Source organism: Catonella sp., from assembly GCF_052173895.1.
Taxonomy (GTDB): Bacteria; Bacillota; Clostridia; order Lachnospirales; family Lachnospiraceae; genus Catonella.
The window spans coordinates 1-21,316 of record NZ_JBQMXS010000030.1 but is presented as its reverse complement, the minus strand read 5'-3'; the positions used below and the strand labels follow the sequence as shown (position 1 = coordinate 21,316).

Annotated in this window: 20 protein-coding genes and 1 riboswitch; of the genes, 16 read left to right on the top strand and 4 right to left on the bottom strand. The window is 36.5% G+C overall.

The window, feature by feature from the left end; all coding sequences use genetic code 11:
• Nucleotides 1-95 precede the first annotated feature (95 nt).
• The 6 genes from cptIN (at nucleotide 96) to rpiB (ending at nucleotide 4,792) form a co-directional block, all read left to right on the top strand.
• The gene (cptIN, locus tag ACTTG8_RS07205; RefSeq protein WP_442561448.1) at nucleotides 96-563 is read left to right on the top strand and encodes a type III toxin-antitoxin system CptIN family toxin; all 468 of its coding nucleotides are present in this window, start codon (nucleotides 96-98) and stop codon (nucleotides 561-563) included.
• 364 nt (nucleotides 564-927) lie between these two features.
• Complete coding sequence (locus ACTTG8_RS07200; protein WP_442561447.1) at nucleotides 928-1,107, top strand: hypothetical protein; 180 nt, start codon at nucleotides 928-930, stop codon at nucleotides 1,105-1,107.
• Nucleotides 1,108-1,252: 145 nt separating this feature from the next.
• The gene (locus ACTTG8_RS07195; RefSeq protein ID WP_442561450.1) at nucleotides 1,253-2,821 is read left to right on the top strand and encodes a DEAD/DEAH box helicase; all 1,569 of its coding nucleotides are present in this window, start codon (nucleotides 1,253-1,255) and stop codon (nucleotides 2,819-2,821) included.
• Nucleotides 2,811-3,875 (top strand): L-threonylcarbamoyladenylate synthase, encoded by a 1,065-nt coding sequence (locus ACTTG8_RS07190; protein WP_442561446.1) that lies wholly within the window; start codon nucleotides 2,811-2,813, stop codon nucleotides 3,873-3,875. Before ACTTG8_RS07195 ends, ACTTG8_RS07190 begins: the two co-directional genes overlap by 11 nt.
• A gap of 24 nt (nucleotides 3,876-3,899) precedes the next feature.
• Nucleotides 3,900-4,349 (top strand): arsenate reductase/protein-tyrosine-phosphatase family protein, encoded by a 450-nt coding sequence (locus tag ACTTG8_RS07185; protein ID WP_442561445.1) that lies wholly within the window; start codon nucleotides 3,900-3,902, stop codon nucleotides 4,347-4,349.
• A gap of 14 nt (nucleotides 4,350-4,363) precedes the next feature.
• Entirely contained in the window at nucleotides 4,364-4,792 is a 429-nt protein-coding gene (rpiB, locus tag ACTTG8_RS07180) for a ribose 5-phosphate isomerase B (protein WP_442561449.1), read from the top strand.
• Here the strand turns inward: rpiB and ACTTG8_RS07175 are convergent.
• Nucleotides 4,773-5,291: a DUF402 domain-containing protein gene (locus ACTTG8_RS07175; protein ID WP_442561444.1), complete on the bottom strand. Its 519-nt coding sequence runs from the start codon at nucleotides 5,289-5,291 to the stop codon at nucleotides 4,773-4,775. The genes rpiB and ACTTG8_RS07175 overlap by 20 nt on opposite strands.
• Nucleotides 5,292-5,379: 88 nt before the next feature.
• Between ACTTG8_RS07175 and ACTTG8_RS07170 the strand changes: the two genes are divergently transcribed.
• The 7 genes from ACTTG8_RS07170 to metK all read left to right on the top strand — a co-directional run bounded on the left by ACTTG8_RS07170 (nucleotide 5,380) and on the right by metK (nucleotide 11,188).
• Nucleotides 5,380-6,402, top strand: a complete 1,023-nt coding sequence (locus ACTTG8_RS07170) for a S66 family peptidase (RefSeq protein ID WP_442561443.1) — start codon at nucleotides 5,380-5,382, stop codon at nucleotides 6,400-6,402.
• Nucleotides 6,392-6,952: a DUF5662 family protein gene (locus ACTTG8_RS07165; RefSeq protein ID WP_442561442.1), complete on the top strand. Its 561-nt coding sequence runs from the start codon at nucleotides 6,392-6,394 to the stop codon at nucleotides 6,950-6,952. Before ACTTG8_RS07170 ends, ACTTG8_RS07165 begins: the two co-directional genes overlap by 11 nt.
• Nucleotides 6,953-6,984: 32 nt before the next feature.
• Nucleotides 6,985-8,028, top strand: a complete 1,044-nt coding sequence (locus ACTTG8_RS07160; protein ID WP_442561441.1) for a PTS transporter subunit IIC — start codon at nucleotides 6,985-6,987, stop codon at nucleotides 8,026-8,028.
• 121 nt (nucleotides 8,029-8,149) lie between these two features.
• Nucleotides 8,150-9,250, top strand: a complete 1,101-nt coding sequence (gene yedE, locus ACTTG8_RS07155; RefSeq protein WP_442561440.1) for a YedE family putative selenium transporter — start codon at nucleotides 8,150-8,152, stop codon at nucleotides 9,248-9,250.
• 10 nt (nucleotides 9,251-9,260) lie between these two features.
• Nucleotides 9,261-9,467, top strand: a complete 207-nt coding sequence (locus tag ACTTG8_RS07150) for a sulfurtransferase TusA family protein (protein ID WP_442561439.1) — start codon at nucleotides 9,261-9,263, stop codon at nucleotides 9,465-9,467.
• Complete coding sequence (locus tag ACTTG8_RS07145) at nucleotides 9,467-9,706, top strand: DUF3343 domain-containing protein (RefSeq protein ID WP_442561438.1); 240 nt, start codon at nucleotides 9,467-9,469, stop codon at nucleotides 9,704-9,706. The genes ACTTG8_RS07150 and ACTTG8_RS07145 overlap by 1 nt, the downstream gene beginning before the upstream one ends.
• Nucleotides 9,707-9,748: 42 nt before the next feature.
• Nucleotides 9,749-9,850: riboswitch (SAM riboswitch) on the top strand.
• A 147-nt stretch (nucleotides 9,851-9,997) separates the two neighbouring features.
• Nucleotides 9,998-11,188: a methionine adenosyltransferase gene (gene metK / locus ACTTG8_RS07140; RefSeq protein ID WP_442561437.1), complete on the top strand. Its 1,191-nt coding sequence runs from the start codon at nucleotides 9,998-10,000 to the stop codon at nucleotides 11,186-11,188.
• Between the two features lie 54 nt (nucleotides 11,189-11,242).
• Here metK and ACTTG8_RS07135 read toward each other — a convergent pair whose 3' ends face one another.
• From ACTTG8_RS07135 to ACTTG8_RS07125, 3 genes are all read right to left on the bottom strand, one after another.
• Entirely contained in the window at nucleotides 11,243-11,572 is a 330-nt protein-coding gene (locus tag ACTTG8_RS07135) for a flagellar protein (protein ID WP_442561436.1), read from the bottom strand.
• A 169-nt stretch (nucleotides 11,573-11,741) separates the two neighbouring features.
• Nucleotides 11,742-12,461: a ComF family protein gene (locus tag ACTTG8_RS07130; RefSeq protein ID WP_442561435.1), complete on the bottom strand. Its 720-nt coding sequence runs from the start codon at nucleotides 12,459-12,461 to the stop codon at nucleotides 11,742-11,744.
• Nucleotides 12,462-12,463: 2 nt separating this feature from the next.
• Nucleotides 12,464-13,390, bottom strand: a complete 927-nt coding sequence (locus tag ACTTG8_RS07125) for a nucleotidyltransferase family protein (protein WP_442561434.1) — start codon at nucleotides 13,388-13,390, stop codon at nucleotides 12,464-12,466.
• Between the two features lie 388 nt (nucleotides 13,391-13,778).
• Between ACTTG8_RS07125 and ACTTG8_RS07120 the strand changes: the two genes are divergently transcribed.
• From ACTTG8_RS07120 to ACTTG8_RS07110, 3 genes are all read left to right on the top strand, one after another.
• Nucleotides 13,779-15,191, top strand: coding sequence for a C40 family peptidase (locus ACTTG8_RS07120; RefSeq protein ID WP_442561433.1), 1,413 nt, complete (start codon nucleotides 13,779-13,781; stop codon nucleotides 15,189-15,191).
• A gap of 192 nt (nucleotides 15,192-15,383) precedes the next feature.
• Complete coding sequence (locus tag ACTTG8_RS07115) at nucleotides 15,384-17,639, top strand: VWA domain-containing protein (protein WP_442561432.1); 2,256 nt, start codon at nucleotides 15,384-15,386, stop codon at nucleotides 17,637-17,639.
• 196 nt (nucleotides 17,640-17,835) lie between these two features.
• Nucleotides 17,836-21,316, top strand: a 3,481-nt coding sequence (locus ACTTG8_RS07110) for a Cna B-type domain-containing protein (protein WP_442561431.1), incomplete at its 3' end; no start/stop codon positions are given.

Sequence of the window (21,316 nt, the reverse complement as noted above, 5' to 3'; positions counted from 1 at the left end):
TGCAAATGATACCGCTTGCCGATGGAGCGGGGTATAAGTGATTCGGTGTGCAAATCCCTCTGTCGATATGATGGAGGGATTTTTTGGAGGTTGACATGGAGATTAAGCAGGGTTACTCTTATCATATAAAAGACAGTTTCTTTTTGGCTGTAAAGGACTCATCATTAATGAGCAATAAGGAAGGTGGCAATTACAGACCACATTATTACGCCATTGAGGATTCAAATGATAAGGCTATTTTTTGGATGATACCGATTAGTTCTAAGGTAGAAAAGTATAAGAAAATAATAAACCATAAGATAAAGAAAAATGGTAAGTGTATAACGATTGTTATCGGTTTATTCGCAGGAGAGGAGAGGGCTTTTCTGATACAGAATGCCTTTCCTGTTACAGTGGGGTATTTAGACCATATACATACTGTTGGTGGGAAGCCAGTTTGTATACATAAGATTTTAGATAAAGAACTTCGCACCAATTTGAAAGAAGCTATAGCCATAACAAAGAGTAGGCATAAGGTATTTTATACAGATATAGATAGAATTTTGAATGTTATAAGGGTGTGAGTATTTATCTAATATTTCCAAAATATTTCTAATAAAAAATAAAAAAGGTGAATTGCAAAAGTAACTTCCATACCTAAGTTTAATTTTTTTATTTTAGCTACGGTATGGAAGTTACTTTTTACAAATTGCTAGATTTTCAAGGTAAGTGCAACACTTTATAAAAATAGTAAATGCAACACTATTGCTAGATAAAATAATAAAATTATATCAATAAAATCAGACTAAATTTAATCAAATTTGGTTTGATTTTATTATTGAAAAAACTTCCCCATTTACCTTAAATAGTGTATAATAATTATAGTTTGTTTGATATTTAATTTAAATTTTTGATAAAGGATTTTGGTATATGAAGGGAGATTTCAAAATGAGCTATCAGGAAATTGCTAAAGATATGATTGATAAATTACCGGCTGATAAGATGATTTATGTTATAAATATTTTGGAAAATCTAGGGGAAATGTGTGGGCTTAATCTTTATCCGAATTATGAGCCAAACAAAGAAAAAGTAGAAGCTATTGAAGAAGTGGATAAGCCGGCTATTTGACAAAATCTGCTACCCTATGCTATAATCAATCAGTTACCGGCATCTCTTACGGAGATGCCTTTTTTTCAAGTTTATATAAATAAAAGGTTGTTAATGAAAGATGTTTAGAACACGAAAGGTGGAAATTTAATTGAAATTTAACGAAATGCAACTTGATGAGCGTATACTAAAGGCTGTAAAGGAGCTTGGCTATGAAGAGGCTACTCCTATCCAGACTGAGGCTATTCCTGTAGCTATTACAGGAAAGGATATCTTAGGACAGGCACAGACCGGAACAGGCAAGACAGCAGCTTTTTCTATACCTATCTTAAATAATATTGATTCAGGCAACAAACATTTACAGGCAGTAGTGCTTTGTCCTACCAGAGAGCTTGCTCTTCAGGTTTGTGGAGAAATAAGAAAGCTTTCAAGATATATGCATGGAATTAAACTTGTACCTGTATATGGCGGTCAGGATATAGTTAAACAGATAAAGTCCTTAAAGCAGGGAGCACAGATTATTGTAGGTACTCCGGGGCGTGTGATGGATCATATGAGGAGAAAGACTGTAAAGTTTAATCAGGTTAAGATTATGGTGCTTGATGAGGCTGATGAAATGCTTGACATGGGCTTTAGAGAAGACATTGAAACTATACTTGCAGAAGTTCCTGAGGAAAGACAGACCATGCTTTTCTCAGCTACCATGCCTAAGCCAATCCTTGATATTACCAGAAAATATCAGAAAGATGCTCAGAATATAAAAATAGCAAAGAAAGAGCTTACTGTAGAAAATATTGAGCAGTATTATTTTGAAGTAAGAAGAAACTACAAAGATGAGATACTTTCAAGAATCCTTGATATGTACAATCCTGAACTTAGTATAGTATTCTGCAATACCAAGAAAAAGGTAGAAGAGGTTGCAAATGAACTTCAGGGCAGAGGCTATTTTGCAGAAGGTCTTCATGGAGACCTTAAACAGCAGCAGCGAGATAGGGTAATGGGTAATTTCCGTAACGGAAAGACTGAAATCCTTGTAGCTACCGATGTTGCAGCAAGAGGTTTGGATGTAAAGGGTGTTGACCTCGTTATTAATTATGATCTGCCACAGGATGATGAGTACTATGTACATAGAATAGGAAGAACAGGAAGGGCAGGAAAATCAGGACTTGCACTTTCTTTTGTAAGTGGTAAGGAAGTGTACAAACTTAAGGAAATCCAGCGTTACTGCCACACTAAGATAAGGTTAAAGCCGGTACCTTCCCTTGATGATGTTACGAGTACGAGGGTTGACAGCTTGTTTTCTGAACTTTCTGAGATAATTGAAAATGAAGATTTAACCAAGATGACTGAGATGATAGAGCAGAAGGTAAATGAAGAAGACTTTACATCTCTTGATGTGGCAGCAGCCTTCTTAAAGCTGTATCTTTCTTCTAAGGAAAGCAATAGCGAAGATAACTCTGACATAGACAGTGAATTTACCGGCAGTACGGAAAGTGGTATGGTAAGGTTGTTTATCAATATCGGGAAAAAAGACAGAGTCAAGCCGGGGGATATTTTAGGAGCAATAGCAGGAGAATCAGGCATTTCAGGTAAGCTTGTAGGAGAAATCCAGATGTATGATAAGTATACCTTTGTAGAAGTTCCGGCTGAAAATGGAAAAGAGGTATTACTTGCTATGAAAAATGCGAAAATAAAAGGAAAGAAGATTAATATAGAACCTGCGAATGCGAGGTAGCAAGATGAAGACGGAGTATGTAGATTTAAGGGAAGATAAGGATATTCGAGAAAGGCTTAAAAAGGCTGCTGAAATAATTAAGGACGGAGGACTTGTTGCATTTCCTACCGAAACAGTTTATGGACTTGGGGCAAATGGCCTTAATGATGAGGCAGTTCCTAAGATTTATGAGGCTAAGGGCAGGCCTTCCGACAATCCCCTTATTTTACATATAAGCGAGTTTGATGAAATAAAAAGTCTTGTAAAAGAAATTCCGAATATAGCCTATGTTTTAGCAGATGAATTTTGGCCGGGGCCTTTAACTATGGTGTTTAATAAGAGCGATATAGTTCCGTATCGTACAACAGGTGGACTTGAAAGTGTGGCATTAAGGATGCCGTCAAATAAGATAGCAAGAGAATTTATAAAGGCAGCCGGAGTACCGGTTGCAGCTCCAAGTGCCAATTCCTCCGGCAGACCAAGTCCTACCAAGGCGAGCCATGTACTTAAAGACTTAGAGGGAAGAATTGATATGGTTATAGATGGAGGAGAGGTGGATATAGGAATTGAATCTACCATAGTGGATGTGACAGGAGAAGTTCCGATAATACTAAGACCGGGATTTATTACGGAGGAAATGCTATTAGAGGCTATAGGCAGGGTAGAAGTAGATGAGGCAGTAAAAAGTCTTGTACAGGGGTTAGATTTTAAGCCTAAAGCTCCGGGTATGAAGTACAGACATTATGCACCTTACGGAAAGATGGCTATATATAAGGGAGACAATAAAAAAGTAATAGAAGTAATTAATGAAGAGATAAAAAAGCAGATAGGAAAGAAGACTGCAGTACTTGCAACTGATGAAACAAAGGACTTGTATGAGGCAGATATTGTAGTTTCAGTAGGTAGCAGACAAAGTGCAAAAAGCATTGCACACAATCTATTTAATGTATTGAGAAAATTTGATGAAATGGGGGCTGAGATGATTTTCTCAGAAAGTTTTGACGAAAATAAGCTTGGTTTTGCAATAATGAACCGCTTACATAAGTCTGCAGGTTATAATATTATCAATGTGTAGTTTACAAACTTAGGGGGGATAATTATGTTTGATAAAATTATATTTGTATGTACTGACAATAACGCAAGAAGTCCGATGGCAGAAACTATATATAAAAGTCTTGCAGAGGATGGTGGTATTCCATCTATTTCAAGAGGTATGGTGGTGCTTTTTTCAGAGCCAGTGAGTGAAAAGGCAGAAACTGTACTGGAAAACCATGGGCTTACACTGACAGTAGAGGCATCTGAAGAGCTTATAGAAAATGATATAACTAAAAATTCGCTTTTGCTTACAATGACTGAGAAACAAAAGGCTCAAGTAATAGAGAAATTTGGGATTAAAGAACAGGTATTTACTATTAAGGAGTTTAATGGTGAAGAAGGTGAAGTTAAAGACCCTTATGGTGGTACTTTAGTGGATTATGAGGAGTGCTTTAACGAGCTTTTAAGACTGATAAAAAAAACAATATATAAACTTGATGAAATGGGGAAGTAATTATGGAAAATAAGATGATAGCTATTGGAAGTGACCATGGTGGTTTTGCATTAAAACAGGAAATTGTTAAGTATTTAACAGAAAACAATATAGGATTTAAAGATTTTGGATGTTATGATGAAACTTCTTGCGATTATACAGAGTACGGAAAGGCAGTAGCAGAGGCAGTAGCAAAAGGAAATTATGAAAAAGGCATACTTATTTGTGGTACAGGTATAGGCATATCTATTACTGCCAATAAAGTAAAGGGCATCAGATGTGCCCTTTGTAGCGACTGTTTTTCAGCAGAGGCTACCAGAGAGCATAACGATGCCAATATCCTCGCACTTGGAGGCAGGGTTGTTGGAGTAGGACTTGCATTAAAGATAGTTGATATTTTTCTAAATACACCGTTTTCAAATGAAGAGAGGCATATAAGAAGAATCAGCCGGATTGAGAGTTAAGATATTTTTCTAACTCGTTTATAGGCTCTTGAAGTGTAGCATAGTCATTATTATAAATATAATCAAGCAGGGTATGAAAACTCTTAAGAGCTTTTATTTCCTGCTCTTTTGTTATATAATTTTTTTCGATGGCATCAGCAAATTCATCAAAGTCAAGAATTTTAATGCTTTTATTAGGGAAAACGATTAAATCTATGAGTAAATCGGTGAAGTTGATATCATTTCCATTGAAGTTAAGCTCAGATATGTCGTTGTACCAATAAAGCAAGTTTCCGTTTCCATCAAAAAGTTTGCTGGTTTTTATGCCGAGTTTAGGGTAGTAAGCAGAAAAACCACCTGAGATATCCTGCCTTAGGCGTATAGCTTTCCAGCCGGAGACAATTAATTCGTCAGATACATAATAAATGGTATCCTGATTTAGGGTTATGACTTCATCAGGTATATAGCGTCTTCTGATAACTGTATAAGATTTATAAAGTTCAGGGTTAAAATTAATCATTTTTTTACCTCGTAGTATGTGTAAAAATATTTTATCTTATGGTATCATTTTATTTGGTATAAGTAAACCTTATTTATAGGAGAAAAATATGTATATTCCAAAGTTTTTAGAAAAAGATGATGTGATAGGAGTAACAGCCCCGTCAGCCGGCTATACAGAGCAGGTAGACCTTACAAAACTTGAAAGTGCTAAGTTTAATCTTGCCGAAAAGGGTTATAAGGTTATTGAGACGGATAATGTTAGAAAATGTGAAAAGGGCAGGAGTTCCACAGGAAGAACCAGAGCAGAAGAGTTTTTATCACTTATGGATGATGAAACTGTAAAATACATAGTTTCTGCAAGTGGTGGAGATTTTCTTATGGAAATGCTTGAATACCTTGATTATGAAAAAATTAAGTCTAATCCGAAGTGGATACAGGGATATTCCGATAATACAGGATTGATTTATCCTATTACTACTATTTGTGACATGGCAACAGTTTATTCAGGAAATATAGGTGATTATGGTATGTCACTTTGGCATGAGGGAGTTAAAAACAACCTTAAACTACTAGAGGGAAGGGGGATTATCCAGCATGAGTTTGATTTATTTGAAAATGAGTATGTGAAAAAAATAACAGGATATGAGGGGTATAACCTTACTGATAAAGTTGAGTATGAATATATCTCAACAAATAAGGCAGAAAATTTTAGTGGAAGACTTTTAGGAGGTTGCCTTGATGTGCTTATTATGCTTTGTGGGACAAAATATGATAAGACGGTAGAGTTTGTTAGAAAATATAGAGAAGATGGTATAATCTGGTATCTGGAAAGCTTTGACCTCTCTGCTGCAAGGCTCCAATGTGCTCTTTGGCAGTTAAAAGAGGCCGGCTGGTTTGAGGGAGCTAAGGGATTTTTATTTGGAAGACCTTGCTTTTTTATGGAAGAATATGAAACGGATTTTAATGAGGCTGTTAAGACTGCATTAGACAGTTTGGGACTGCCTATAATTACAGGTTGTGATATAGGACACAGACCACCTAGGATGACTATGATAAATGGGCTTAGGACAAAGGTAAAATTTGATGGCAAACATCTTGAAATGAGGTATACAGAATTAGATGGAAAATAGTAGCAGAGGCTTTTTTGCTAGATTTTTCGGACATTTATCTACCGTATGTAAGCATAGAGCCTTAGTAAGAAAGCATTGTTTTAAGCTGGGTCTATACTGGCAGGGAATAACTCATGATTTGTCGAAATTTTCAATGACTGAGTTTTGGACAGGAGTTAAATACTACCAAGGGGATAAAAGCCCTAATTTTGCTGAAAGAAAGGCCAAGAATGGATATAGCTATGCATGGCTCCATCATAAAGGAAGGAATAAGCACCATTTGGAATATTGGATTGATTATGATTTGAATGACGGTGCTACTATGATGGGACTTGAAATGCCGCCAAGATTTTTAGCAGAAATGTTTTGTGACAGGGTGGCTGCAAGTAAGACATATAGAGGTAAAGCTTATAAGAATTCAGACCCATATGAGTATTTAATGCTTGTAAAAGACCACTATATAATTCACCCTAACACGCTTTCTAAACTTGAGAAGATAATGCTGATACTTAAAGATGAGGGCGAAGAGGCAGCTTTTAATTATGTAAAAAAAGAAGTGTTAAAAAAGTAATAAGACCTAAATAGTTATTAAAGGAGTATGAGATGAGTAAGAAGTACAGTTCTGTAAAGGATTTTTTAAGTAAAAAAGAAATAGAAATATCATTTAAACGCTACGGTATTGATGTGCTGGGTTCAATGGCAATGGGGCTTTTTGCCTCACTTTTAGTAGGAACTATACTTAATACCATAGGATTGAAACTAGGTATTCCGTTTTTATCAGAGGTAATTTGGCCTATTGCCAAGGAGATGACAGGGCCTGCTATAGCAGTAGCAATAGCAATGGCTCTTAAAGCACCTAATCTTGTGGTGTTTTCTTCACTTGTGGTAGGCTATGCAGGAAATAAGCTAGGAGGGCCGGCAGGAGCTTGGCTTGCAACTTGGCTCAGTGTGGAGCTTGGCAAGATAGTATCGAAGGAAACAAAGGTTGACATTATTATTACTCCGGCAGTTACTATTATCTCTGGAGTTGGGATAGGCAATTTTTTAGGTCCTATAATTAATAATCTTATGAGCGGCTTGGGTGAAACTATAATGGCTGCAACAACCTTAGAGCCTTTTTGGATGGGAATTATTGTTTCTGTAATAGTAGGTATTGTACTTACCCTACCTATTAGTTCAGCAGCCCTTTGTATGATGCTTTCTTTAGCAGGGCTTGCAGGAGGGGCGGCAACAGCAGGCTGTAGTGCACAGATGATAGGTTTTGCAGTAATTAGTTTTAAAGAAAATGGATGGAGTGGTTTGTTGGCTCAGGGTATTGGAACTTCAATGTTACAGATTCCTAATATATTAAAAAACTGGAAAATATGGATACCACCTACATTGGCCTCTGCTATAACGGGTCCTATTTCTACTATGGTATTTAAGATGGAAAATATTCCACTTGGATCGGGTATGGGTACTAGTGGCTTGGTAGGTCAGATTGGCACTATTACAGCAATGGAAGAGGCTGCTGTAGACTTAGGGCAAGTATATTTAGGTATAGCGACAGTGCATTTCTTACTTCCGGGAATACTAAGTTTTATGTTTTATGCGATATTAAAGAAGATGGGATGGATTAAAGAGGGGGATTTGAAGTTAGATTTATAGAAAAAAAGAATAAAATAAGATATTCATTTGATAAAACAATAGCAATAAAATTGACAAATTAAGTAAACAAATGTAGAATTTTATTGTAAAATCAATACTTTTATCAAAGGGGGATTTTAGTATGGAGTTCTTCAGTACTAAAAAAGGATTATTCTTATTTGGAATAATCGCAGGTTTAGGAGCAGCCTTATTAGCATTTCTTGGCAATCCTAAAAACATGGCATTTTGTATAGCCTGCTTTATAAGGGATACAGCAGGAGCTATGCATTTTCATAATGCAGAGGTAGTACAGTATGTAAGGCCTGAGGTGATAGGAATTATAGTGGGAGCATTTTTAATCTCATTATTTACAAGAGAATATCGTTCTACAGCAGGTTCTTCTCCTGCAATCAGATTTTTCCTTGGAGTAATAATGATGGTGTGTGCCCTTGTATTCCTTGGTTGTCCTCTCCGTATGGTGCTTAGGATGGCAGCAGGAGACATCAGTTCCTATGTAGGGCTTGTAGGTTTTGCTGCAGGTGTATCTACAGGGGCGTTTTTCTTAAAGAAAGGTTTCTCTCTTGGAAGAGCTTATACAGCTAAAAAGGAAAGTGGATATGCACTTCCAATAGTAGTGGCTGTACTTTTTATTTTAGTTATAGCAGTACCTTCACTCTTTGCATTTAGTGAGAAAGGACCTGGAAGTAATCATGCCCCATTATTTGTTGCTTTAGCTATAGGGCTTTTAGTAGGTGTTATAGCACAGAAGAGCAGAATGTGTTTTGCAGGATCTATAAGAGATGTAGTGCTGTTAAAAGATTTTAGACTTATTTCTGTAATTGGTGGAATCTTTGCAGTAATGCTTGTTTACAATATTGTAACCAATAATTTTGCCTTTGTAGCATTTGGACCGATAGCACATGCACAGACATTTTGGAATATTTTGTCTATGTATGCCGTAGGTTTTGCAGCTGTACTTCTTGGAGGATGCCCACTTAGACAGCTTGTTCTTGCAGGAACCGGTTCTTCAGATTCAGCTATAACCGTACTTGGTATGTTTGTTGGTGCAGCACTTGCACATAATTTTAAACTTGCAGCAGGTGCAGCAGCGTTGGCTAATGCAGAGAAGGGAATAGAGGCAGCAGCAGGCGGACCGGGTATAAATGGACAGATATTTGTAATTGTTTCTATTATTGTTTTATTTATAATAGCAGTTGTAGGTCTTAAGAAGGCAGAGAAATAAGGAGGAAGAGATGAGAGAGATAGATGTAAGAGGCTTATCTTGCCCTGAGCCGGTGTTGATGCTTAAAAATGCTCTTGAGGCTGATAAGAATGAAACTTATAAGATATTTGCTAATGAGGCACATACAGTTAAGAATCTTAAAAACTTTGCTGAAACTCATGGGAAGAAAGCCGATATTAAAGAAGTTGGTGCAGAGTATGAGGTAACTGTAAGCTGATGAGAGTTGAAAAGCCGATTAGATTATATGTGACTTTTTACACGTTTTCGGAGGCAATGGCAACAGAGGCTGCCTGTAAAAGAGAAAATTTATCAGGAAAGCTGGTTTCTGTACCGAGAAAACTTTCAGCAGGCTGTGGAGTGGCTTGGGAATGTGAGCCTTGTCTTAGGCCGGAGATAGAAAGCTTACTTGAAAAAGAAGATATTGAGTTTGAGGAAATGGCAGAATTGTCTACTTGACAGAAGTATGATTATGTAGTACCATTTGAAAACAAAGATATTCTCTTATTCAGAGTGGCGGAGAGTGAAGGCTCTATGAAGCTACGGCAACCCCTGAAATGGAAGGTGCCAACCTGAGCGAAGTTTTACTTCGAGCAATAAGAGGATTTGATTATGTTTGTCAAGTCCAAATAGCTTAATAAGAATAAGAGAGGTTATCGTAAGATAGCCTCTTTTTTATGCGATAGGAAATTGCCTATTACATAAATCAAGAACAAAGTAAAATAGCAAAATACTAAAAAGGAGAAAAAGATGGATAAGTTTATTTTTACATCCGAATCAGTTACAGAGGGGCATCCTGATAAAATTTGTGATGCAATTTCAGATGCCATACTTGATGCCTGCCTTAAAGAAGACCCTATGAGTCGTGTTGCTTGCGAGACAGCCGCCTGTACAGGCTTTGTACTTATTACGGGAGAAATAACTACTAAGGCAAAGGTTGATTATGCAAGAGTTGCAAGAGATACAATTAAAGAAATAGGATATGATGATTCAAGAAAAGGATTTGATGGAGAAACTTGTGCAGTGCTTGTAGCTATTGATGGGCAGTCACCTGATATTGCTATGGGTGTAGACAAGGCACTTGAAGTTCGTGAAAATGAAATGACTGAATCAGAACTTTCTGCAATAGGAGCAGGAGATCAGGGGATGATGTTCGGATATGCATCCAATGAAGGTGATGAGCATATGCCTTATGCGATTTCCTTGGCACATAAGCTTACAAGAAGGCTCACAGAGGTAAGAAAAAATGGAACTCTTCCATACCTTAGACCGGATGGTAAGAGTCAGGTATCTGTTGAGTACGATAAGGATGATAAGCCGGTAAGACTTGAGGCGATAGTTATATCAACGCAGCATGATGAGGAAGTAAGTCAGGATACAATAAGAAAAGATATAAGAACTGAAGTTATTGATAAGATAGTAGATTCTACGATGGTAGATGAGCATACTAAGATATATATTAATCCAACAGGCCGTTTTGTAATTGGAGGCCCTCATGGAGATGCAGGACTTACAGGAAGAAAGATAATTGTAGATACCTATGGTGGTGCGGCAAGACATGGCGGTGGTGCTTTTTCAGGCAAAGATGCTACAAAGGTAGACAGAAGTGGAGCTTATGTGGCAAGATATGTAGCTAAGAATATAGTAGAGGCAGGGCTTGCAGATAAGGTCGAAATTCAGCTTTCATATGCAATAGGTGTTGCAGAGCCTACATCTGTGCTTGTAGATACTTTTGGTACAGGAAAGGTTAGCGAGGAAAAACTTGTTTTGGCAATTAGAGAAGTATTTGACCTCCGTCCGGCAGGAATAATCAAGATGTTAGATCTTAGAAGACCTATTTATAAGCAGACAGCAGCTTATGGACATTTTGGAAGGACTGATATAGAACTTCCTTGGGAGAAAACAGATAAAGTAGAAGAGCTTAAAAAGATTTTATTGTAATTTGAAGTCTAAACAGGCCTCATGATTTAAAGTAATTAGTCATGAGGCCTCTTATTATTTATCAAGGAAACGCATTTTTTCCTTTTCTTTTTCTTTTTTATGTGGGGCAGTAGGCTTTGGTTTTTCATAGGCATTATCAAGTTTGTTTATCATTTTTGTCTTACATTCTGTACAAAATCGACCTGTTCGAATCATTTTACCACAGTTATCACATTTTATTCCTATACCTGACTCTTGTGAAAAAGCCAGTCTTTCTTCTCTTATCCATTTTTTAATCTGAGGAATGGATACTTTACAGTTTTTGGCAACATCATTAATTTTTGCGTTAGGATTTTCACGAATATAATTTTTTGTAATAATAAATTTATTTTCTAATTTTTTCATACAATTAGGACAAAGCCTTAATCCTGATAGGTAATTAAATAAATTTCCGCACGCTTTACAGTTTGTTACTTCCATACAGCAATCTTTCCTTTCTGAAAGTTAAAAAATACTATAACTAATATTATATCATTTAAAACTCTATTAGCCAATACCCCAAAATGAGTATACTCTACATAGCTCTAACTGAGGCTATGCATAAAACATAAACTTTCTCTGTACCGCTGTCTTTAAGAATTTTGGAGCAAGAATCAGCAGTGCTGCCGGTGGTATAAATATCATCAATTAAAAGAATATTTTTAAGATGTATATTATAATATTTAGAATTTTGGTTTATTTCAAAAGCATTCTTAAGATTTTTTCTTCTGGAAATAGGATCAAGATCTTTTTGGGCTGTGGTATTTTTAGATCTGATAAGATAATCTGAAATATTTGGCAGGTCAAGTTTTTTTGATAAAATGTTGGAAATAAGATTTGCTTGATTATAGCCTCGTGTTATAAGACGATTTGGATGTATTGGAACAGGAATTAAAGCACTTATGTCAAGCTTTGAGATAAGAGGTGCAAAATATTCATACAATTTATCTGCATAATAATCAGCAAATTCTCGCCTGCCTTTATACTTAAAACGAGCAAGAGAAGTCTTTGTGATATTATTGTATGGCCAAAGAGAGAAAGCTTTATCAAAATTAAAGTTATAATTAAAACAGGTTTCACAGAATTCTGAACCGGTAGAAGTAATTTGTCGTCCACATTTGTAACAAAGAGGTTCATGCAGAGGCATTAATATATCTCTGCATGAATTACATACAAGTTTTCCTTTTGGAAAGACAATATCGTCACAGATAGGACAGCGTCTGGGGTAAAGCAATTCTGTCAGTATTTTTAGCATATTTACCTCCATAAATTTTTTGGATAAATGCCTTTTTGGATTAGGTTGTAGAGAGAATCTTCGACCAGTTGCTTATCTTCCTTAAATGTAACACCGAACCAGTTTGCAGAAGTTTTAACAATTTCGACATCTACAACGTTTTCACTCAATAATTCATTTATAGCTACAGGTATAAGGAATTCAGATTTTGTAGGGCTATTACTATTTAGATTATCTAAAAAATTAACAAATTTCTTTTCGAGCATTGGGAAGATGGCAGGGGTAAACCCCATCATATTCATTGAGACAGTATCTGATGGAGCAAGGAGCCGTTTGTTTCCGTATAAGTCAGAACCTGCAATAAATTCATCTTCTTTCTGTATAGAAAAAGTTTCTTCTATAGAAAGTAGCTTGCCGTTATTATCACATTTACAGATTCCACGAGTTACACTTCCGTTATTGCTCAAAGTATTTTCTAAAGGGTATCCGACAATGCAAAATTTCGGTTTTTTTAAGTTGAGTATAGAATTGGATAGAAAAACCTGAGATTTTACATAAGAGTCTTTGCCGTAAAAATCATCAGCATTTATTACTAAAAAAGGTTCGTCTATGTATTCTTTTGCAGAAAGTATAGCTTGAGCAGTACCCCAAGGCTTGGTGCGTTCGGCCGGAACAACATAACCTGACGGAAGATTGTCTAAAGACTGAAACACTATATGAATAGGAATGTCTGTAGAATGTATAAGCCTATTACCTATGATTTTCATAAAATCATCCTGTATGTCTTCACGTATAATAATTACAATCTTATCAAAACCTGCTCTAATAGCATCGAAGATGGAGTAATCCATTATAATTTCGCCGTTTACCCCAACAGATTCAAGCTGCTTAATACCACCATAACGACTTCCGAGACCGGCGGCCATAATAACCAAAGAAGTTGTATTCATGAGACTATTACCTCCGAATATATTATAAATTCTTTGATATTAAGTTTATCACAATAAGAGTGTATAGTCAAAAGAGAAAACTATCTACAATTGTAGAATAAAATAACACAAATATTCTACAAGTGTAGATGATATAATTACAAATATTACAAATATTACAATTTTCTTAAGGTATAGGCAACTTTCTTGTAAAAGCTGTTATTTCAGGGTTATATAGAGTTGATTTTTGATATGGCAACTATTAAATTATTACAAAAGATATTAAAAAATTACTGACATATAGTTGACAATAAGTCTATATTGTGCTATGATTTCATTCGTAAAGTTAATAAATTTGTAATAATTGATTTAAACATATAAAAGCAGCAGCTTTTAGGGAGGTTACTTGATGCGTCGTAAAGATTTCTTTCTTAGATGTGGAGTGGGAGCAGCAGTTGTTGCAGTATCGGCAGCTATGCTTTCAGGCAATGAGGGAGTTCAGGCAGGAAGTAATGCTAAAGTCAGTGGACTTGCAGGTATTTCACTTTTTGTAGATAATGCATATGTACAGGGAGAGAATAGGGTTGTTAAGGCACAGCTTGATTCGGTTGTTCCGGTTGATGAAATACTCAGTTCTTTCAATAGTAATATGGTAACTGCATTTGCTTTAGATACAGTAAGTGGGGTGTCTGAAGATGGAAACAGTATAGAAATTACAGAAGATAAGACAGCAGCCGGAGAAAGCACAAATCTTTCCGATGAAGATGGGAGCGAAGGCGATAAGACAGCAGATGAAATGGAGTCTACCGAGGAAGAAGTAAAATCTAAATACGAGAATATCGGAATATCTATTGCTGAACCATATGTCAACATTAGGAAAAAAGCCGGCGAAGACAGTGAGATTATAGGTAAGCTTTATAAAGGCAGTAAATGTGATATTATAAAGGATAAAGGTGACTGGGTAAAAATTGAGTCCGGTAATGCAAAAGGCTATATTAAGGCTGAGTTTTTAGCTAGAGGTTTCGATGCTGAAAAGCTTATAGATGAGTATGGTACAAAGGTAGCTGTAGTTAATACAGAGACACTTAATGTAAGGTTTGAAGATAGTACAGAATCAAGGATTGCTACTCAGATTCCTATGGGAGAGAAACTTCTTGTATTACAGAAAAAAGGTGACTGGTATGAGGTTTCTGTAAATGATGGTGATGAAGAAAGTCTTACGGGATGGGTTGCAGCTGAATTTGTAAATGTTAAGATTCAGTGGAAACATGCTATAACAGTTAAAGAAGAAAAGGCTGAAGAAGAAAGAAAGGCAGCAGCTGAGGCTGCTTTGGCAGCTCAGCAGCAGGCACTTGCAGCAGAGCAGGCAAGACAGACCAGTAGGCCGGTTCAGAATGTAGAAAGAGTAGTAGAAAAGCCTAAGGCAGAGATAAAAGTTAGTACAAGTGCAGAAGGAAGTGCTAAGGGTCAGACAATTGCTAATTTCGCACTCAACTTTGTAGGAAACCCATATGTATGGGGAGGAACAAGTTTGACAAGAGGTGCTGACTGTTCAGGTTTTGTAATGTCTGTATATGCTAATTTCGGTATCGGACTTAATAGAACATCTAGGGCTCAGGCCTCAAACGGCTATGCAGTAGGAATGAATGAACTTCAGCCGGGTGATTTGGTATTTTATGCAGCGAATGGAAGAAGAATATCACATGTTGCAATGTATATAGGTGGTGGTAAGGTTGTACATGCAAGTACTCCTCGTACAGGAATTATAGTATCGTCTGTATATCATCAGTCGCCATATTGTGCAAGAAGAATTGTTAAATAAAATAATTGAATGTAGAGCGAACGCCGAAGTTGACGTTCGCTTTTTTGTGTTTTCTGTACAACGAATGTAAAAAAGATATAAAAAAATAAATTAATCATAAAATGTAACCAAAATGTAACTTAAATATGTTATAATATGGTAAGGCCACTTTATGCAAAGAATGATCAAAATTAAGAAAGAAGAGGTAGGGTTATGGTAACTAAAAAGAAAAAGCGAGTATTTTGGGCAGGACTTATGTTGTTTATAATGCTTGTTAATATTTTTGGTGGGGGGGGGTATTCCTTTGGTGTAAGGGCTAAGGAGCCGGAAAATACTTGGGATTTCCAAAACAATGGAGTATTGGTAGAACAGGATGATATTAAATTAAAGGAAACAGCCTTAGAAGATACTTACAGTCAAGACCCTTACGGTGAGTTTGATGTTAAGCTGGAAGTTGAAGGCGATGTTCCGATTGTAAAAAGCGAGGAAAAGCTTGATGTTGTTTTAGCGATAGATCGCTCCAACAGTATGAGTCACCATAAAAGAATGGCAAAAGCCAAAGCAGCGGCAGCTGCATTTGTTGACAAACTGTTGACCGACGGAGAAGGAAATGTCAGAACTGATAATAAAGTAAAAGTCGGTTTGGTTGGTTTCGGTGGAGTAAATCAGGAAAAGACCGAACCGGTACTTGAGTTCAGTCCTTTGAGTGATAATCCGTCTAATTTGAAAGATGCAGTTAACGGATATGACTATTATCCAGCCGGTCTAAACAGCGGAGCTACTTTTACTCAGGCAGGATTGATGAAAGCTTATGAGATATTACAAGATGACAATGGGCATAATAAAGCCATTGTACTTATTAGTGACGGAGAGCCTACTTATGCCTATGATAAGCAGTATAAGACAGTTATTGGAAACGGTTATGACTGGTTTCTTAAAACAATTAGAACAACAACCATTGCCGAGGCGGGAAAGATTAAGGGAAATAATGTTACAATCTATTCATTAGGTATAGGTGTAGACGAAACAGGAGAAGGAGTATTAAAACAAATAGCTACATCGGATGATTATTATAGTAGAGTAGCAGGTGATGCAGAAAAATTGCAAGAAGAGCTTGATAAGGTTGCCGATAAGATTAAACCTAGTATTGTAAATGCCGATATAGAGCTTACAATGAATGATATGGTCGAGTTTAAGAATGCAGCAGACCTTACTGAGATTAAAGTTGAGATTAAAGGTCCTGACGGAGCTAATCAAGATGCCTTGACTGCAAAGGCGGATGCTATTAAAAAAACTGTGACTTGGGATAGTGCTGCCAAGACCCTTAGCTTTGGGGATATCACACTGGATAAGGGCGAAGTTTTAAATATAACATACAAAGCGGAGCTTGTAGAAGCTCATAGGGACGGAGAATGGAAAGCTCTTAATGAGACGGCTGTATTATATCCTGAAGGAAAGGCTAAGGATTCTGATAAAAATTTGGATTTTATAATTCCCGAGGTAAAGGATATTGTAACCACTTCTATTATTGTAAACAAAAAATGGGAAGGAACACCTAAGGAAGGATTAAAGGTCGGTCTTTTTAGCAAAGAAAGTTTTAACAGTGATGTACCGACAACTTCGGCAGTAATGCCTATAGCAGGTAAAGATAATGAAGAGAAGATTATCTTTAAGAATGTAAAGCTTAAAGATGATTTAGGAAATACGATTGAGTATGTGGCAAGAGAGATTGATGCTGATGGTAAGATACTTAAAGGGGAGGCAGGAGAGTCCTTTATTTTAGAAGGTAAAAAATATAATGTTTCTTACGATGATGATAAATTTATTATTACCAATACTGAGGATAAAGTATTAACGCCTCCTGATGGACAAACACCGGGTACACCGGGTTCTCCAACAGAACCAAGTAAACCTGAGAATCCGGAGGATAAACCAAAGCCTGAACAACCGGAGACTCCAAAAAAGCCTGAGGAAGGTAACCCAACTGAGCCAACTACTCCAACAGATCCGGGTACTCCGGGACAACCTTTTGTACCATCGACTCCTTATACTCCAACTGAACCAAGTACCCCAACGGAGCCGACAGTGCCTAGTACTCCGGTAACTCCTAGTATTCCGTCTGTAAATCCGCCTATTGATGTGCCGTTTACTCCTGATAGGATAATAAATGAAGAGCTTATTCCTGAGGGTGATCCGGTATTTGATATAGTAAATGAGGGAGATACACCTCTTGGAAAGGCGAAAGTTGATAAGAAAGAAAAAACTTATACCTTTATAGACGATGATAAGGCTCCAAAGGGAGTTGCTAAGATTCATGATGATAATACGCTTGAAGTAGTAAAGGTATTTGACGATAAGACCCCACAGGGTAGACTTCCAAAAACGGGAGGAAATAATGGAAATAGACTTATACTGCTTGGTGTAGCCTTATTTGGATTAGGCTTGATTATAAGAAGAAAGATTAGATAAGTTTTAAAAGCTATCAGAAAGTGCCGTTTTGGCACTCTGATAGCTTTTTTGTGTTTTCTGTACAACGAATGTAAAAAAGATATAAAAAAATAAATTAATCATAAAATGTAACCAAAATGTAACTTAAATATGTTATAATATGGTAAGGCCACTTTATGCAAAGAATGATCAAAATTAAGAAAGAAGAGGTAGGGTTATGGTAACTAAAAAGAAAAAGCGAGTATTTTGGGCAGGACTTATGTTGTTTATAATGCTTGTTAATATTTTTGGTGGGGGGGGGTATTCCTTTGGTGTAAGGGCTAAGGAGCCGGAAAATACTTGGGATTTCCAAAACAATGGAGTATTGGTAGAACAGGATGATATTAAATTAAAGGAAACAGCCTTAGAAGATACTTACAGTCAAGACCCTTACGGTGAGTTTGATGTTAAGCTGGAAGTTGAAGGCGATGTTCCACTTGTAAAAAGCGAGGAAAAGCTTGATGTTGTTTTAGCGATAGATTGCTCCAATAGTATGAGAAGCTTTAAGAGAATGAAAAAAGCTAAAGCAGCGGTAGCTGCATTTGTTGACAAACTGTTGACCGACGGAAAAGGAAATGTCAGAACTGACGACAAGGTTAAAGTAGGTTTGGTGGGTTTCGGCGGAGCAAATGAAGAAAAGACCGAACCGGCACTCAAGTTCAGTCCTTTAAGTGATAATCTGTCTGATTTGAAAACTGTAATTGACGGATATGACTATTATCCTTCCAACTTAAAAAGCGGAGGTACTTTTACTCAGGCAGGATTGATGAAAGCTTATGAGATATTACAGGAGGACAATGGGCATAATAAAGCAATTGTACTTATAAGTGACGGAGAGCCTACTTATGCATATGAAGATGAAAATCATAATAAAGTTATTGGAAACGGTAATAACTTGCTCCTTAATACAATTAGAAAAACAACCATTGCCGAGGCGGGAAAGATTAAGGGAAATAATGTTACAATCTATTCATTAGGTATAGGTGTAAACGGAAAAGGAGAAGAAGTATTAAAACAAATAGCTACATCGGATAAGCATTATAGTCTTGTAGCAAGTGATGCAGAAAATTTGCAAAAACAGCTTGATGAGGTTGTCGTTAAGATTAGACCTAATATTATAAATGCCGATATAGAGCTTAAAATGAATGATATGGTCGAGTTTAAGAATGCAGATGATCTTACGCAGATTAAAGTTGAGATTAAAGGTTCTGACGGAGCTAATCCATATGACTTGACTGCAAAGGCGGATGCTATTAAAAAAACTGTGACTTGGGATAGTGCTGCCAAGACCCTTAGCTTTGGGGGTATCACACTGGATAAGGGCGAAGTTTTAAATATAACATACAAAGCGAAGCTTGTAGAGGCTTATAGGGACGGAGAATGGAAAGCTCTTAATGCGGCGGCTGTATTATATCCTAAAGGAAAGGCTAAGGATCCTAATAAGAATTTGGATTTTATAATTCCCGAGGTAAAGGATAAAATTCCCGAGGTAAAGGATATTGTAACCACTTCTATTACTGTAAACAAAAAATGGGAAGGAAAAATTAGAGACGGTATAGAATCTGTTACATTTAATGTTTTTGCAGATGGTAAACTAACTAACTATACTGTAACAGTAGAGAAAAATAAAAACTGGATAGGAACAATAGCTTTACCAAAATATAATAATGGAAACGAGATTAATTATACATTAAAAGAGCAAGAAATTGATGGATATGAGAGTACTATCAAATACCAAAAAGATACCAATGGCAATTTCGTATTTTTGGTTACAAATAAGAATGTTGAAAAAAGTACATTTACTGCTACTATAACCAAGGAGTGGAAAGGTGGAGCTGGTAATGAGGTTACCTTTATATTTACCAATATGGATGGAGTAGGTTCTGCCTATACAACAAAACTTAAGAGAAATCAGTTCAATAGTGATGAGCGTTGGTCAGGTACAGTATCTCTGCCAAAGTACAACTCTGCTGGAGAAGATGCACACTATCTTGTAACTGAAAAGAAAATAAAAGGATTTACTTCAAATTATCCGAATGGGGCTGAAATAAGTGCTGACAACCCTAAAGTAACCTTTATCAACACAAAAGTTCCTATAAAGGATATTGTTGTTATAAAAGAATGGGAAAGTGTTACAGACGGACAAAAAACAGATGTAAAAGTAAATCTTTTTAAAGATGGAAATAAGCTAGTTGATTCAAAAGAAATACCGGTAGGCCAATCTGAGGCAGTATTCGAGAACTTACCTAAAACTGATGAAGATGGAACTCCTATCAATTATACATTTAAAGAGGATGGAGAGTCTAATAATAAAATAATACTTAATGGTAATGAATTTGAAGTAAAGTATGATGTTGCAACTAATACAATTACCAACAAATATATTGGTGTTGCAGAAGAAACCAAAAATATTAGTATTACTAAAGAATGGAAGGGAACACCTAAGAAAGGATTGAAGGTCGGTCTTTTCAAGAAAGCAGATTTTACGAATAATGCAGTACCTTACAAAGTAATGCCTATAAAGGGTGAGATTAAGAATGAGACTATTACCTTTGAACAAGTAAGGTTTAAAGATGGTTCAGGAGAAGAGATTGAGTATGTAGCAAGGGAGATTGATACTGATGGTAATATACTTAAAGGGGAGGCAGAAGAGTCCTTTACTTTAGATGGTAGTAAGTATAAGGTTTCCTACGATGATGGGAACAACACTATAACCAACACTGAGATTCTAGACATTACAGTGACTGAAGATTGGACAAATACACCTGAGAGCTACCAAAAGCCTGTTATAGTTAATCTTTATAAGAATGGAGTTTCAGAGAAGGTAGCTGATTTAACCTTAGATAAGTCTACTAACTGGAAAGGTGAGTTTAAGGGTCTTCCAAAACTTGATGAAAATGGAGAAGTTATCCAATATTATGTAGCTGAGGTAAAGGTAGGAGAATTTTCAAAAGATGATATTAGCGTATCTGATATAACTAGTGGTTACACAATTGGAACAAATGGACTGTATAAAGTTAAGATTGAAGATAATGGAACCGAAAAAGTAACTATTAAGAATAGCATTGAATTTGCAGAGGTTGAGGCGGAGAAGAGCTGGACAGAAGGAGCATCTAAAGTTCCGGTTGAATTTACACTGTATTCTAAGAAGGGCGAAACCTTTACACAGGCAACTAGTTCTGCGGTTATAGCAGTAGCCGAAACTATGAAGACAACCTTTACAGGTGTTCCTTTACTTGATGAAACAGGTACAAAGATTAATTATTATGTTTTTGAAACAAAGATTGATAAAACACCAGCTGAGCATAATAATAATAACCAATATACTGTAAAAGTGCCTAATGGAACATATACTGTAAACATTAATAATAATGAAGTTACAGGAAAAATAACCATAAATAATACCTACACTCCTGATGGACAAACACCGGGTACACCGGGTTCTCCAACAGAACCAAGTAAACCTGAGAATCCGGAGGATAAACCAAAGCCTGAGCAACCGGAAACTCCGAAAAAGCCTGAGGAAGGTAACCCAACTAACCCAACTAACCCAACTAACCCAACTAACCCAACTAACCCAACTGAGCCAACAACCCCAACTACTCCAACTACTCCAACAGATCCGGGTACTCCGGGACAACCTTTTGTACCATCGACTC